Annotated in this window: 12 protein-coding genes; 8 read left to right on the top strand and 4 right to left on the bottom strand. The window is 72.4% G+C overall.

All coding sequences use genetic code 11. The features are described 5' to 3' along the window. The first annotated feature begins 1 nt into the window (after window position 1). Window positions 2-880, top strand: coding sequence for an amino acid ABC transporter permease (locus E9228_RS08745; RefSeq protein ID WP_166780220.1), 879 nt, complete (start codon window positions 2-4; stop codon window positions 878-880). Beyond that, a complete protein-coding gene (locus E9228_RS08740; RefSeq protein WP_166780219.1) occupies window positions 877-1,623 on the top strand; it encodes an ATP-binding cassette domain-containing protein in 747 nt (248 codons plus the stop codon). Before E9228_RS08745 ends, E9228_RS08740 begins: the two co-directional genes overlap by 4 nt. An 11-nt stretch (window positions 1,624-1,634) precedes the next feature. Here E9228_RS08740 and E9228_RS08735 read toward each other — a convergent pair whose 3' ends face one another. Continuing rightward, window positions 1,635-2,612 (bottom strand): NAD(P)H-quinone oxidoreductase, encoded by a 978-nt coding sequence (locus E9228_RS08735; RefSeq protein WP_166780218.1) that lies wholly within the window; start codon window positions 2,610-2,612, stop codon window positions 1,635-1,637. A gap of 113 nt (window positions 2,613-2,725) precedes the next feature. Between E9228_RS08735 and E9228_RS08730 the strand changes: the two genes are divergently transcribed. Beyond that, entirely contained in the window at window positions 2,726-3,241 is a 516-nt protein-coding gene (locus E9228_RS08730) for a hypothetical protein (RefSeq protein WP_166780217.1), read from the top strand. A gap of 106 nt (window positions 3,242-3,347) precedes the next feature. Here E9228_RS08730 and E9228_RS08725 read toward each other — a convergent pair whose 3' ends face one another. Beyond that, entirely contained in the window at window positions 3,348-4,229 is an 882-nt protein-coding gene (locus tag E9228_RS08725; RefSeq protein WP_166780216.1) for an aldo/keto reductase, read from the bottom strand. Between the two features lie 122 nt (window positions 4,230-4,351). On the opposite strand from E9228_RS08725, the gene E9228_RS08720 reads away from it, so the two are divergent. From E9228_RS08720 to E9228_RS08705, 4 genes are read left to right on the top strand one after another with little or no spacing between them, the layout of a single operon-like run. Further along, on the top strand, window positions 4,352-5,701 hold the full coding sequence (locus tag E9228_RS08720) for an extracellular solute-binding protein (RefSeq protein WP_166780215.1): 1,350 nt from the start codon (window positions 4,352-4,354) through the stop codon (window positions 5,699-5,701). Next, entirely contained in the window at window positions 5,698-6,657 is a 960-nt protein-coding gene (locus tag E9228_RS08715) for an ABC transporter permease subunit (protein WP_166780214.1), read from the top strand. The genes E9228_RS08720 and E9228_RS08715 overlap by 4 nt, the downstream gene beginning before the upstream one ends. After that, a complete protein-coding gene (locus tag E9228_RS08710; protein WP_166780213.1) occupies window positions 6,657-7,562 on the top strand; it encodes a carbohydrate ABC transporter permease in 906 nt (301 codons plus the stop codon). The genes E9228_RS08715 and E9228_RS08710 overlap by 1 nt, the downstream gene beginning before the upstream one ends. Further along, complete coding sequence (locus E9228_RS08705) at window positions 7,559-8,593, top strand: phosphotransferase (protein WP_166780212.1); 1,035 nt, start codon at window positions 7,559-7,561, stop codon at window positions 8,591-8,593. The genes E9228_RS08710 and E9228_RS08705 overlap by 4 nt, the downstream gene beginning before the upstream one ends. Before the next feature lie 54 nt (window positions 8,594-8,647). Here E9228_RS08705 and E9228_RS08700 read toward each other — a convergent pair whose 3' ends face one another. Both E9228_RS08700 and E9228_RS08695 read right to left on the bottom strand, forming a co-directional pair. Beyond that, window positions 8,648-9,178 (bottom strand): DUF6264 family protein, encoded by a 531-nt coding sequence (locus E9228_RS08700; protein ID WP_166780211.1) that lies wholly within the window; start codon window positions 9,176-9,178, stop codon window positions 8,648-8,650. A 9-nt stretch (window positions 9,179-9,187) separates the two neighbouring features. Then, on the bottom strand, window positions 9,188-10,060 hold the full coding sequence (locus E9228_RS08695) for an HpcH/HpaI aldolase/citrate lyase family protein (protein ID WP_166780210.1): 873 nt from the start codon (window positions 10,058-10,060) through the stop codon (window positions 9,188-9,190). 121 nt (window positions 10,061-10,181) lie between these two features. Between E9228_RS08695 and E9228_RS08690 the strand changes: the two genes are divergently transcribed. Next, the gene (locus E9228_RS08690) at window positions 10,182-13,991 is read left to right on the top strand and encodes an AAA family ATPase (protein WP_425248373.1); all 3,810 of its coding nucleotides are present in this window, start codon (window positions 10,182-10,184) and stop codon (window positions 13,989-13,991) included. Window positions 13,992-14,297 lie beyond the last annotated feature (306 nt).

The following is a 14,297-nucleotide window of genomic DNA, read 5'->3' as shown; positions in this document are numbered from 1 at the left end:
CATGACCTCTCCCGCAGGGGCCGGCACACCGCTGGTCATGCCGGCGCCGAGCCAGGTCGAGCGCGAACGCCAGCTCTACCGCCGACAGCGCGGTCGTCGGTCGGTCACCGTCTCCGTCGTCTCGACCCTGGTGGTCGTCGCGCTGGTCTGGATCGGCATCGTCAACACCCCCGGGTGGGCGGCCGTCCAACGGTCGTTCTTCGACCCGCAGGTCGCCTGGGAGACCCTGCCGGACATCCTGCTCGGCCTCTGGCTGAACGTGCGGATCCTGTTCTTCGCCAGCATCGGTGTCGCCGTGCTCGGCACCCTGCTGGCCGTCGTCCGGGGCCTCCGCAACCCCGTCTTCTTCCCGCTCCGGATGCTCGCGACCGGCTACACGGACCTGTTCCGCGGCCTACCGCTCATCATCGTGCTGTACCTGGTCGGCTTCGGCCTGCCCGGCCTCGGCGTCTTCCCGCGGCTCGCGCCCGAGTTCTGGGGCACGATCGCGATCGTGCTGACGTACTCGTCCTACGTCGCCGAGGTGCTCCGGGCCGGGATGGAGGCCGTGCACCCGTCCCAGCGCCTGGCCGCCCGGTCGCTCGGCCTGTCCCACGCGCAGACGCTCCGGTTGGTCGTGCTGCCGCAGGCGATCCGCAAGGTCACGCCCGCGCTCATGAACGACTTCGTCTCGATGCAGAAGGACGTCGGGCTCGTCTCGATCCTCGGTGCCGTCGACGCCGTCCGCAGCGCCCAGATCGCCCAGGCGGAGCAGACGAACTTCACCCCGTACCTGGTCGCCGGCCTGCTCTTCGTCCTCATCAGCCTGCCGCTCATCCGGGTCACCGACGCGATCGCCCGGAAGCAGCAGCAGCGCGAACAGATCGGAGGCGCGGTGTGACCGACACGACCGCTCCCGTCCTCGAACTGCGGGGCCTCCGCAAGTCCTTCGGTGACCAGGAGGTCCTGCGCGGCATCGACCTGGCCGTGCACCGCCACGAGGTGATCTGCGTCATCGGGGCATCCGGTTCGGGCAAGTCGACGCTGCTGAAGACCGTGAACCTGCTCGAGGGGATCAACGACGGGCAGGTGCTGCTCCAGGGCGAGGACATCTCGGACCCCCGCGTCGACGTGGACGCGACCCGCGCCCGGATCGGCGTCGTCTTCCAGCAGTTCAACCTGTTCCCGCACATGAGCGTCCTCGACAACGTGACCCTGGCCTCCCGGAAGGTGCACCGCGCCCCCCGTGCCGGAGCCGAGACGACCGCGCGCCGCCTGCTCGACCGGATCGGGCTCGGCGACTTCGCCGGCGCGTTCCCCGACCGGTTGTCCGGCGGACAGCAGCAACGTGTCGCGATCGTCCGCGCCATCGCGTCCGACCCGGAGCTGCTCCTGCTCGACGAGGTGACCAGCGCGCTCGACCCGCAGCTCGTCGGCGAGGTCCTCGACCTGGTGACCGAACTCAAGCAGCAGGGCTCGACGATCCTCATGACGACGCACGAGATGCAGTTCGCGCGGAACGTCGCCGACCGGATCGTGTTCCTGCACCGCGGTGAGGTCGTCGAGCAGGGCGCTCCCGCGGCCGTCCTCGACGACCCGCAGCACCCCGCCCTCCAGGCGTTCCTGGCCCGGGTGCACGCCTAGCGGCAGCGGGACTACAGCGCCAGCAGCAGCTTCCCGACGACGTCGCCGGATGCCAGACGTCGGTGTGCCTCGGCCGCCTCCGTGATCGGCAGCACGGCGTCGATCACCGGACGCACCCGGCCGTCCACGACGAACGGCCAGACGTCACGCCGGACGGCCGCCACGATCTCGGCCTTCTCGGCAGCGGGGCGTGCCCGGAGCGTCGTCCCGCTCACGGTCGCGCGCTTCCGCATCAGCTGCCCGATCGGCAGGGTCGCGTCCGGTCCGGCACCCGCGGCGATGATCGCCAGGTGGCCGTTCGGCGCGAGGACCTCGAGGTTGCGGTGCAGGTACGCGGGGCCGACCACGTCGAGGACCACGTCCACGCCGACGCCGTCCGTGAACGCCAGCGCCCGCTCGACGAAGTCCTCTTCCCGGTGGTCAACGACGAGGTCCGCTCCGAGTTCGCGGGAGGCCCGGACCTTCCGGTCGCCGCCGGAGGTCGCGATCACCCGGGCGCCGAGAGCCTTCGCCCAGAGCACCGCGTGCGAGCCCATGCCGCCGGTCCCACCGTGCACGAGCAGGGTCTGCCCCGGTCGGAGCCCGGCGAGCATCCCGATGTTCGAGTACACCGTGCACGCGGCCTCCGGGAGCGCGGCGGCCGACACCAGGTCCAGGTCGTCCGGCACCGGCAGCAGCTGTGCCTCGGGGACGACGGCGAGCGAGGCGTACCCACCACCGCTGAGGAGTGCGCAGACCCGATCGCCCACGGACCAGTCGGTGACGCCCTCGCCGAGGCTCCGGATCGTGCCGGACACCTCGAGCCCGAGGACGTCCGACGCGCCGGGCGGCGGCGGGTAGTTCCCCTGCCGCTGCTGCAGGTCGGCGTTGTTGACGCCGGCGGCCGCGACCTCGACGAGGACCTCGCCCGCGCCGGGGACCGGGTCGGGGAGCTCGCCGAGGGTCAGGACGTCGACGTCGCCGGGCTGGGAGAAGGTGATGGCACGCATCCCTCGATCGTACGCGCCCGTGGACAGCCACCCGGCCGCCCGGACGGCGTCGTCGGTACTGTCGGCCGCGAACGTGTCCGATCAGGGACGCGTCGCGAACCCAGGGGGATCCCATGTCCACGAAGCACCTCACCGTCCTCGCGACCGCCGCGCTCGCCGCGGTCCTGCTCACCGGCTGTTCCGCGGGTGGCACCTCGACGGGGACGGACACGGCGTCGCAGGGGGCGACGACGGGTGCGGGCTCGAACGGTTCCTCGAGCGCGCCGACGAAGGCCGCCGAGGCGTCCGGTACCCAGTCGAAGGCGGACGCGTGCCAGGCCTTCGAGACCAAGGTCCGCTCCGCTGCCGAGGGGCTGCAGTCCCAGGCCGCGAAGCTGCAGTCCGACCCCGCCGCCGCGGTCGCGAAGCTCAAGGAACTCGACTCGAGCATCGACGACGGTGTCGCGGCGGTGTCGAACACCGAGGTGAAGGGGAAGGCCGAAGCGTTCCAGAGCGCCTACGGCGACATGGTCACCCGCCTCGAGGCGATCACGAAGGACCCGAAGTCCGCCGACCTCTCCGCGTTCCAGGACTCCGCCTCGGCGGTCCAGAAGGCCGGCACCGACTTCGACTCGACCTGCGCCTCCTGACGCGCGGCGGGCGCCCCTGACGGGCCGCCGGCCGGACACCGAACGCACCACGGGCCTCCCGGCCGGAACAGCCGGGAGGCCCGTGGTGCGTGGTCCCGCCGGCCGACTAGGCCGCCTGGTCCGGTCGCGACGCGTCGAGTCGGTCGACCTCTTCGGGCCGCAGCTTCACCGTGGCCGCCGTGACGGAGTCGAGGATCGACTGCGGACGCGACGCCCCGGGGATCGGGACGACGACGTCGCTCTTCGCGAGCTCCCACGCCAGCGCGATGACCTGCGGGGTGACATCGCGCTCCCGGGCGAGGATCGCGAACTCCTCCGCGGTGGTGCCGAGGTCCGCTGCACCTCCGATGCCGCCGAGGGGACTCCACGGCAGGAACGCGATGCCCATCTCGTCGCAGAGCTCGAGTTCCGCCTCGCTCGAGCGGAACACCGGCGAGAACCGGTTCTGCACCGAGGCGAGTCGGCCACCGAGGACCTCGTTGGCCTCGCGGATCTGGTCGACCGTGGCGTTCGAGATGCCGGCCATCCGGATGACGCCCTCGTCGAGCAGCTCGGCGAGTGCGCCGACCGAGTCCGCGTACGGCACGGCCGGGTCCGGGCGGTGGAACTGGTAGAGGCCGATCGCGTCGACGCCGAGGCGCTGCGCCGAGGCCTTGGCCGCCTCCTTGAGGTACGCCGGGTCGCCGTTCTGCGCCCAGGCACCGGCCTCGGGACGGAGGTGCCCGCCCTTGGTCGCGATGAGGACCGCGGAGGTGTCGCCCGAGTACTGCCGGACGGCCTTCGCGATGAGCTCCTCGTTGTGCCCCACCTCGTCGTGCGCGGCCAGGTGGTAGGCGTCGGCGGTGTCGATGAGGGTCACGCCGGCCTCGAGGGCGGCGTGGATGGTGGCGACGGAGCGCCGTTCGTCCGGCCGCCCCTCGATGGACATCGGCATGCCGCCGAGTCCGATGGCGCTGACGGACGTGTCTCCGATGACTCGTTGCTTCATCCGCCCAGCATGCGCCCGCCGATGCGTCCGACGTCCAGGGGAGCAGGCCACGGAACGCACTCGGCGGCACGCTTCGATCACCGCCGCCACCACCGACCATGCCCGGGACTAGCGTCGCGCTCGTGTCCGGGTCCCCGATCTCTCGCCGCTCGTTGCTCGTCGGAGCGTTCGGTGTCGCGGCCGCCGGCGCCCTGAGCTCGTGCGTGGCGAACAACGGTCCGCGGCCGGACCCCGCTGCGGCCGGGTCGAAGGCCGACATCGGTGCGGTCGCCGGTACGCTGCGCTTCGCGTTCTGGGGCGGCAGCGACGGTGAGAACGCCGGGTTCGCGGCGGCGAAGAAGGGCTTCGAGGCCCGACACCCGGAGGCCACGATCGAGCTGCAGACCCTGCCGTACGACGGGTTCTTCTCCGGGATCGACCGGGGCATCCTGTCACGCACCGCTCCGGACGTCTTCCGCGTGGACTACACGAGCATCGGCAAGTACACCTCGCACGGGGTGCTGCTCGACCTGTCGCCGTACCTGACCGACGCCGACACGGACGCGTTCCTGCCGGCCCTGCGGGACGCGGTCCGGTTCGAGGGGCGGACGTACGGCGTGCCACACCAGACGGACACCTCGGCCATCGCGTTCAGCCGCGCCGCCCTCGACGAAGCGGGCATCGGCGCGGTGCCGGACCGACTCGACGACGCGTGGACGTGGCAGGAGTTCGCGGACGTCGCGACGAAGCTCCGCCGCACCCTGCCGGACGACAAGTACCCGTTCGCCTACGACTGGACCGCCGCCGGCGCCTACCGGTGGGGCAGCTTCGTGTACCAGGCCGGTGGGTCACTGCTCAGCGAGGACCTGCGGCACGCGGCTGTGGACTCCGACCCGGGGCGCAAGGCGATGGCGTTCACGCAGCGGTTCTTCGACGAGCGCTGGGTCCCGGCGAACAACACGATCAAGACGACCGTGTACTCGGACAACTTCTTCCTCAACCAGACCGTCGCGATGACCTTCGTCGGGGACTTCCTGGTACCGGAGCTCGCCGACGGGACGAACGGGTACCAGGGCGGCGACTGGACCACCACGTACATGCCCCGCGACGTCGCGGCGGCGTCGGACCTCGGCGGGAACGCGGTCGTCGCGACGCGGGACACCGAGAACCCGGAGCTCGCCGCCGCGTTCCTGAAGTTCCTGGTCGAGGAGGAGCAGATGCGTGACTTCTGTCAGCGCGCCAACGAACTGCCGACCCTGCGGAGCCTGGCCGACGTGCAGCTCGACTACGCCGTCCGCCCCGACGTGATGGACGTCTTCACGCAGCAGGCGACGACCATCACCGAGACCGCGGTGCGCGAGACCGTCGTGCCGGGGTTCGCCTCGGTGAACACGGCCCTGCAGGACCAGCTCGAGCTCGCCTTCCACGGCCGCGGCACCGACGCCGCAGTCCGGGCGACCAACGCGGCCGTCGACGCGGCGGTGGCCTCGTGACGAGCGCGACCGAGCGGATCGGCGGCGCGACCGCGAGTGCCGGCCCCCTGCCCGGCCGACGGCGGACCGCCGGCCGGTTCCGCGCCTCCAGCGGTGCCGCGGCGAGCGCGTTCCTGGTGCCGAACGTCGTGCTCATCGTCGTGTTCACGCTGCTGCCGCTGGTGTACGCGGCGGTCATCAGCCTCCAGGACCTCGACTCACTCGGCGGCTCGTCGTGGGCCGGGCTCGGCAACTACGCCCGGCTCGTCACCGACCCGGTCTTCTGGCAGTCCGTCGCGAACACCGGCGTCTTCACACTGTTCACGGTGCCGGTCGGGATGGCGATCGGCCTGGGTGTCGCGGTCCTGCTCAACGGCGTCCTGCCGGGGCGGGCGGTCTTCCGGACGATCGTCTTCCTGCCGCTCGTGGTCTCCGGTGTCGCGACCGGTGTGCTCGGCGCGTGGATGTTCGACCAGAACAACGGCTTCGTCGACGACCTGCTCACGGCCCTCGGGCTGCCGGCCGTGCAGTGGCAGTCGAGCGGCGGCTGGGCGATGACCGCCGTCATCCTCATGACGCTGTGGCAGCGCATCGGCTTCGACATGCTCATCTACCTCGCGGGGCTGCAGGGCGTCGACCCCGCTGTGCAGGAGGCCGCGACGACCGACGGCGCGAGCGGCTGGCAGCGCTTCCGGCTCATCACGTTCCCGCTGCTCGGCCCGTCGACGTTCTTCCTGCTCGTGATGAACCTGATCTACTCGTTCCAGGTGTTCGACACGGTCTGGGCGATGACCCGCGGCGGGCCCGGCTACGGCACGACGACCGTGGTGTCGTACGCGTACCGGGTCGCCTTCGACGAGCACGGTCCGCAGCTGCTCGGGTACGGCGCCGCGGTCGGCATCGTCATCTACCTCGTCACCCTGCTCATCACCGGAGTGCAGTGGCGGTTCACCGCCGGACGGGACCAGACCGACTGATGACCTCGACCTCATGGGACGCCGGTGTCGCCGGATCCGCGCCCGCTGCCGCCACCTCGACCGCCACGCGCTCGCCGCGACGCCGCCGGGGACGCCTGCTGTGGCTGCGCCTGACCGTCGCCGTCGTCGTCACCGTCGTGATGGCGTTCCCGCTGTACTGGATGCTGCTCACCGCGTTCTCCACCCGGGCCGACCTGTACGCCCCCGGCCTGCAGCTCTGGCCCCAGCACTTCACGGTGCAGAACTTCGTCCGGCCGTTCCAGGAGTTCCCGGTGTGGCGGTGGTTCGGCAACTCGCTGCTGGTGTCCGTCGTCGTCACCGCGATCACCGTCGTGTGCAACCTGCTCGCCGGGTACGCCTTCGCCAAGCTGCGGTTCCGTGGCCGGAACGCCCTGTTCCTGGTGCTGCTGTCGACGCTGATGATCCCGCCGCAGGCGATCATCGTGCCGCAGTTCTTCATCTCGATCGGCCTGCACCTGTACGGCGGGCTCTGGGCCGTGATCCTGCCCGAGGCCGCGGCGATCTTCGGGGTGTTCCTCGCCCGACAGTTCTTCCTGGCGGTGCCCGACGAGCTCATCGAGGCCGCCCAGCTCGACGGCGCCGGCCGCTTCCGCACGTTCGTGTCCGTCGTGCTGCCGCTCTGCCGGCCGTTGCTCGCCGTCCTCGTCCTGCTGACCTTCATGGGGGAGTGGAACGCCTTCGGCTGGCCGCTCGTGGCGCTCTCCGGCAACCAGGACCTGTTCACGGTGCCGATCGGCATCGTCGGCACCCTGCAGGGCCAGTACACGTCCGACTACGGCGCGATCATGGCCGTCAACCTGCTCATGATCCTGCCGATCGTGGCGCTGTTCCTCGGGTTCCAGCGGTACTTCGTCGAGGGGCTGTCCCGGAGCGGCCTGCGGTGAGCCGGCCCGACACCGTCGTGGCCGTCCGGCCGACGCCCGAGGACGCCCGACACTGGCTCGCCCGCGACTTCGGGATCACGGTCGCCGACCTGGCCGAGACCGAGGGCGGCGCCGACCCTGCGGCAGTCGTCTGGCGGGTCGTGGACGTCGACGGTGCCGTCTGGGCGGCGAAGTGGACCACCCGACGCACTCGGACGGGCACCCGGCTCGTCGCCGCGATCACCGCGACCGGCCTCGACGGGGTCCCCGCCGCCCGACTGACCACCGACGGCGACGCACGCAGTCGACGGCGGGGCGGACGGCTCAGCGTCACGCGCTGGTCCGACGGGCAGGACGCCGCGACCGTCGGACTCGACCTCGACGGGTGGCGCCGCTACGGCGAGCTGCTCGCGGCGGTGCATGCACACAGCGGGCAGGAGCCGGACCAGCGGCGCGGGGCACGACGGGGGATCCGTCGTCGGCGACGCCCCTACCGGGCGCAGCTGCGCGCGCTCGACGCGCAGGCCGCCGACCCGACTCCTCCCGACGACGACGTGCGTCGCGTCGTGCTGGACGCCTGGCGGGAGGCCCGTCCACGGATCGCGCTCCTGTCACGCGGGGCGCGCCTCCCGTCCGCACCGGGTGCGGCCCCGGTGCCGTGCCACGGCGACCCGCACCTCGGCAACGTGCTCGTCGGTCCGGACGGGGCGCTGCGGCTCATCGACTGGGACGAGGCGGTGGTCGCGCCCCGCGAACTCGACCTGCACCTCGTCGAGTTCAGCGTGCTGTTCCGCCCGACCGGTGCCGATGAGCTCGCGGCGTTCCGCACCGGGTACGGGCCCGTCGACCTCGACGAGACCCTCCTGGTGCGGTCGGCGAGCGTGCGTGCGCTCGAGGACCTGACCTCGTCGGCCGAGGCGGCGCTCACCGGGACGGCCGCCGACCGGGCCGAGGGGCTGCGGGTGTTCCTCGGCGTGCTGTCGCCCGTCGGGTCGGCGTCGCTCGTGGAACCGCGGCTCCGGGCGGTGCTCGGGGCCGCCGACGCCCGCTGAGGAACGGCGCACTCCCGCACTCCCGCCGAGCGCCGAGCGCCGAGCGCCGAGCGGTCAGTCGGTCGGCAGCTGCGCGGTCGCGACCCCGGCGTCCCGACCGACACCCTGCTCGTCGAGGGTGTGCACGAAGAGCACGGTCCCCCAGGTGACGGCGGCCACGGCCAGGACGAACCCGATCCCGGCGATCCACCACGACGTCCGCCGACGGATCCAGGCCCGCACCGCGAACACCAGCGTCACGACGCCGACCACGAACGCGCCGCCGACGGCCAGGACGGCGCCGCCGACCAGCCCGCCCGCCGTGCAGGACGCGCTCGTGCCGCAGGACGTCGCCGCGGACGCGACCGCGACGACGCCGGCGACGGCCGCGACCGCGGTGAGGACGGCGGTCGCCACCAGGAGCAGCACGGTGGACACCCGGTCCGCGATCCTGCCGGCCGGGAACAGCGAGGTCGCGCCCTGCTCCCACGCGGTGCGCTCGGCGTCGGTGAAGTGCGGTCCCGACGCCGTGTCGTGCAGCGCGGCACGCTCCTGGCGCGCGCGGTCGTGCTCGGGTCCGGATCCGGGGACGTTCGACCAGGTCATGGGACCGTCCTACCGGGCCTCCACCCCGAACGCCTGAGCGAGGCGCTGGATCTTCTGCGCGCGACCCAGGCGCGGCAGGTCGGAACCGTCGCGGATCACCCGTCCCCGGGCCTCGAAGTCGTCGAGGAAGTCCTGCGCCCAGGCGACGTCGGTCGGCGTGGGGGAGATGACCTCGTTGATGACGGGCAACTGCTCGGTGTCCAGGCACAGCTTGCCGGTCAGGCCGAGGGAGACCGCGACCTGCGACTGCTCGCGGAGGATCGGGTGCGACGACCCCACCGTCGGGCCGTCGATCGGGCCGGGCAGGTCACCGACGCGGGACGCCACGACCAGACGCGAGCGGGGGTAGGCCATCGCCAGGGTGTCCGCGCTCGTGCCGGTGTCACGGCGGTAGTCGCCGCTGCCGAACGCCAGGCGGAACGCGCCCTGGGCCTTCGCGATGCTCGTCGCCTCCTCGATCCCGACGGCGGACTCGACCAACGCGATCACCGGTGTGTGGCCGCCGAGACGGTGCCAGGTGTCGGTGACCTGGGCGGGGCTCTCGGTCTTCGCGAGCATCACGCCCTGCAGGCCCGGCAGGCCGCGGAGTTCCTCGAGGTCGTCCTCCCAGAAGTCCGTCGTCACGTCGTTGACCCGGACCCAGGCCTCGCCGGAGCCCGCGAGCCAGGCGGCGACGGTGGACCGGGCGGCGGGCTTCGCGGCCGGGTCGACGGCGTCCTCGATGTCCAGGATCACCTGGTCGGCACGCGAGCGGGTGGCGCCGTCGAACCGGTCCTCGGCGGTGCCGGCGACCAGCAGCCACGAGCGCGAGATCTCGGCGGGGACCGATCGACGCCGGGAGACGGCAGGGGTGGACGGAGCGGGTCGGTCGTCGATGGCCATGCACCGTTGGTACCACACGCACGCGTCCGGGCCCGGCGCGGCGGTCGGCCCGATCGGGCGAAAACCCGGAACCGCGCGCTCATTGCCGGGGTGCCACGACGCTTCCGCCTACAGTGGGCGTGTGTGGCGAGTGGACAGGACGACCGGCGATGAGGACGACGTGACGAACGACGACGCCTCGGTCGACGGCGACGCGGCGGAGGGCACCGACCTGCCCGACGAACGGTCCGCGCTGCGCCCCGAACTCCAGGTCACCAGCCCGCACGCGATCAGCCTCGGCGACCCGCGGCTCACCGCGGGCAACGCCGCCGAGCCCGCGTGGGACGCCTGGCGCGAGCAGCTCGCCGGCGTGGGCGGCACCAGCCCGCTCGTGCACTTCGCCGACCACCCGCGTGGGCGCATCGAGCTCTCGACGACGCACCCCGGTGGCCTCGCACAGTTCATCACCGGCAAGACGACGCTGCTCTCCAGCCTGATCCGTGACGAGGTCGCGCTGCGTGCCGCGCGCGTCGCCGCCGGACACGTCGAGGCGAAGGGCACCGAACTCGCGACGGTCCGCGGCATCGACGCCGTCAAGCTCGGCATCGGCATCGCCGACTGGCAGCACGGCGACGAGCACTTCCGCGGGCCCGTCCTGCTCCGCCCGCTGGCGATCCGCCGTCACGGCCGCGACTTCGAGGTCCGCCTGCTCGGCGAACCCGTCCTCAACCCCGGGCTGTCCGACGCCCTCCGTGAGCAGTTCGGCGTGACCCTCGACGCGCAGTCGTTCGTCGCCCTCGCCCAGCAGGACGGCTCGTTCACCCCGAACCCGGTCATCGACCGCCTCCGTGGCCTCACCGCGCACATCCCCGGCTTCGCGGTGCACGCCCGACTGGTGGTGTCGACCTTCGCCGAGGTCGCCACCGGGCTCGTCGAGGACACCGACGACCTCGCCCACCCCGTGCTCGACGCCCTCGCCGGCAACCCCAGCGCCAAGTGGCAGGTCGAGCAGTCGTACCACCCGGTCGAGCAGACCCCGTCGGACGAGCGCAGCCCGGAGACGGACACGCTGCTGCTCGACGCCGACGACGAGCAGGAGAACGTGATCGCGCAGATCACGGCCGGCAACTCCATCGTGGTGAAGACCCTGCCCGGCACCGGTGGCACGCAGACGATCGTGAACGCCCTCGGCGGACTGGTCGCCGCGAACAAGCGCGTCCTCGTGGTCAGCCCGCGACGCGCGACCCTCCGGGGCATCGCGGCCCGCTTCGGCGAGGTGCACCTTCCGGGCGTCGCCGTCACGCCGGGCACCCTCCGCCGCGACGTCGTCCGGGCCATCGCCCGCAACGAGAAGGCCAGCCGCCCGAACCTCCGGGAGGTCGACGACGCGCTGGTCCGGCTCCGCAAGGTCCTCACCGACTACCGCGGTGCCCTCACCCGCACCGATCCCGACTTCGGCGTCAGCGTCCTCGACTGCCTGGTCGAGCTCTCGCGGCTGTCCCTGCTGCCCGTCGCCCCCTCCACCACGGCCCGGCTCTCGAAGCAGTCCGTCGTCTCGATGGTGTCCGGCCGCGCCCGGGTCGCCGAGACGATGGTCAGCGCCGCCAACCTCGGCGAGTTCCGCTACGGCCCGGACGACTCGCCCTGGTACGGCGCGAAGTTCCACTCGAGCGACGGTGCCCAGCGCGCCCACGCGACGGCGCAGGAGCTCGACGGCGGATCGCTGCCGGCCCTCCTGCAGCGTGCGCACGAGCTCATCGGGTCGACGCACATGCGGCAGTTCACGACGATCAACGAGCTCGGCATCTACCTGCGCCTGCTGACCGAGATCCGTGACACCCTCGACCGCTTCCTGCCGATCGTCTTCGACCGGTCGGTGTCCGAACTCGTCGCCGCCACCGCGCCCCGGGGCGAGGGCGCTCCGATGTCCAGCACCAACCGCCGTCGACTGAAGAAGCTCGCGCGGGAGTACGTCCGCCCGGGCGTCCACGTCTCCGACCTGCACGAGGCGCTCACCCGCGTCCAGCAGCAGCGCGTCCTCTGGCAGCGCTACGTCGCCGCCGGCGTGAACCCCGAGGTCCCGACCGGCATCGCCGACGTCCAGGTGCTGTTCTCGAACGTCGTCGAGGACCTCGCGCGCCTCGACGAGCCGCTCGGTCGCGCCAGCCGTGACCAGCAGCTCGCGAACCTGCCGATCGAGCGCCTCGTGCCGACGATCGCCGAGCTGGCGGCCGAGTCCGACGTCCTGCACAACCTGCAGGAGCGCACCGAGCTCATGCAGACGCTCCGCGACCTGCAGCTCGAGCCGCTCCTCACCGACCTGGCGAACCGGCACGTCCCCGACGTGCAGGTGCCCGCCGAGCTCGAACTCGCCTGGTGGCAGTCCGCGCTCGAGACGATGCTCGAGTCCGACCGGGCACTGCTCGGCGCGAACACCGACATGCTCGACCGCGTCGAGGCCGACTTCCGACTCGTCGACGACGCGCACGCGGCCGGGGTGTCCCAGGGCCTCGCGTGGCAGCTCGCCGAGAACTGGAAGGTCGGCCTCGTCGACTGGCCGGAGGAGTCCGCCGCGCTGAAGAGCCAGCTCAAGGACGGCGCGATCACCTCGCGTCTGCTGCACGACTCGGCGCCGCACCTGTCCCGCGCCATCGCCCCGGTCTGGCTCGCCTCGCCGTACGAGGTCGCCCAGATCGCCGACACGATGCCGTTCGACACGGTGATCCTCGTCGACGCCGGAGCCGTCACCATCGCCGAGACCGTCGGCGCCGTCCGCCGCGCCCGCCAGACGGTCGTGTTCGGCGACCCGGTCACCCAGACACCGTCGCCGTTCCGCATCGCCGTCGACCCGGAGCACCGCGCCCTGCAGGTCGACGAGGAGACGCTCGACGCCCTGCACGCCGACTCCGCCCTGGCGAAGCTGTCCACCCTGCTGCCGACCCTGTCGCTCACCCGCTCGTACCGGGCCGGCGGCGAGGACCTGGCGGAGCTGGTCAACCGTCGTTTCTACGGCGGTCGGATCGAGTCGCTGCCGTGGGCCGGGTCGTTCCTCGGCCACGGGTCGATCGCGCTCGACTACGTCAGCGAGGGCAAGGCCGTCCCGGACCCCGAGTCCGGCGCCGTCGAGAGCGTGGACGCCGAGGTGGACCGCGTCGTCCGCCACGTGATCGAGCACGCCCGCACCCGGCCGACCGAGTCGCTCATGGTCATCACGGCCTCGGCGAAGCACGCGGTCCGGGTCGAGCAGGCCGTCCTCGCCGCCGCGCAGGGCCACAAGGACCTCACCGAGTTCGTCATCGGCGACCGTCCGGAGCCGTTCATCGTCGCGACGCTCGAGCAGTCCGTGGCGCAGAGCCGCGACCGTGTGGTGTTCTCGATCGGCTACGGCCGCACCCCGCACGGCCGGGTCCTCCGCGACTTCGGTCCGCTCGGCAAGCCCGGTGGTGAGCGTCTGCTCGCCGTCGCCATGACCCGCGCGCGCCGGTCGATGGTCATCGTCACGTGCTTCCAGCCGTCCGACATCGAGGCCGAGCGCATGGGCCACGGCACCGTCGCACTCGCCGAGATCCTGGCCGAGGTCCGCGCCCGCACCACCGCCGAGTACGTACCCGACGACTCCGACCCGCTGCTCGTCGACCTGGCCCGCCGACTCGAGATGCGCGGCATCCCGGTCGCGCTCGGCCACCGCGGCAAGCTCGGTCTGGTCGCCGCACACGGCGGGGTCTGCGTCACGATCGAGACCGACGCCTCGCTGGTGAAGGGCTCGCTGCGCGAGTCGCTGCGCCTCCGGCCGGAGGTCCTTCGCCGCCTCGGATGGCACTACGTCCGCGTGCACGCGTTCCAGCTGTTCTCCGACCCGGACCGGGTCGCGAACACGGTCGCGCAGGTGCTCGGGGTCGACCGCGGCGCCACCCAGGAGATCTCGATCCCCCCGGTCCCCGCACGCCGATGACGTCCGCGTCTCCCCGCTCGTGACCGGTCGACCCTCCCGTCGGGCTGCGCGCCCGGCTGGTCCGGTCACGCCGACGACGGAGCAGCTCACCGGGGCGTGGACGCCCGAGGCGACCACCCCACAAACGGGAGGCGCGCATCCGACCGGCGCCGAGCCTCCCGTCCCGGAGACGGTCGCGGACACGGCGCCCGCCCCGTCCGTCGGCGTCGTCCGGTCCGGCCGTCGCGTCACCACGAGCCCCGTCCCGGGGAGCGACCCCACCCCGGCCCCCGAACCGCCGCGGCACGGGACGGGCGAGAACGACGA

Origin of the sequence: Curtobacterium salicis (assembly GCF_011759505.1) — a bacterium.
Taxonomy (GTDB): Bacteria; Actinomycetota; Actinomycetes; order Actinomycetales; family Microbacteriaceae; genus Curtobacterium; species Curtobacterium salicis.
Note: the sequence above shows the minus strand (reverse complement) of the source record. Positions and strands in the feature narration are given on the sequence as shown.

Excerpts from the sequence above, each read along its gene's own strand:
- E9228_RS08745 (WP_166780220.1), top strand. The coding sequence starts at position 2 with ATGACCTCTCCCGCAGGGGCCGGCACACCGCTGGTCATGCCGGCGCCG.
- E9228_RS08735 (WP_166780218.1), bottom strand. The coding sequence starts at position 2,612 with ATGCGTGCCATCACCTTCTCCCAGCCCGGCGACGTCGACGTCCTGACC.
- E9228_RS08730 (WP_166780217.1), top strand. The coding sequence starts at position 2,726 with ATGTCCACGAAGCACCTCACCGTCCTCGCGACCGCCGCGCTCGCCGCG.
- E9228_RS08725 (WP_166780216.1), bottom strand. The coding sequence starts at position 4,229 with ATGAAGCAACGAGTCATCGGAGACACGTCCGTCAGCGCCATCGGACTC.
- E9228_RS08710 (WP_166780213.1), top strand. The coding sequence starts at position 6,657 with ATGACCTCGACCTCATGGGACGCCGGTGTCGCCGGATCCGCGCCCGCT.
- E9228_RS08700 (WP_166780211.1), bottom strand. The coding sequence starts at position 9,178 with ATGACCTGGTCGAACGTCCCCGGATCCGGACCCGAGCACGACCGCGCG.
- E9228_RS08695 (WP_166780210.1), bottom strand. The coding sequence starts at position 10,060 with ATGGCCATCGACGACCGACCCGCTCCGTCCACCCCTGCCGTCTCCCGG.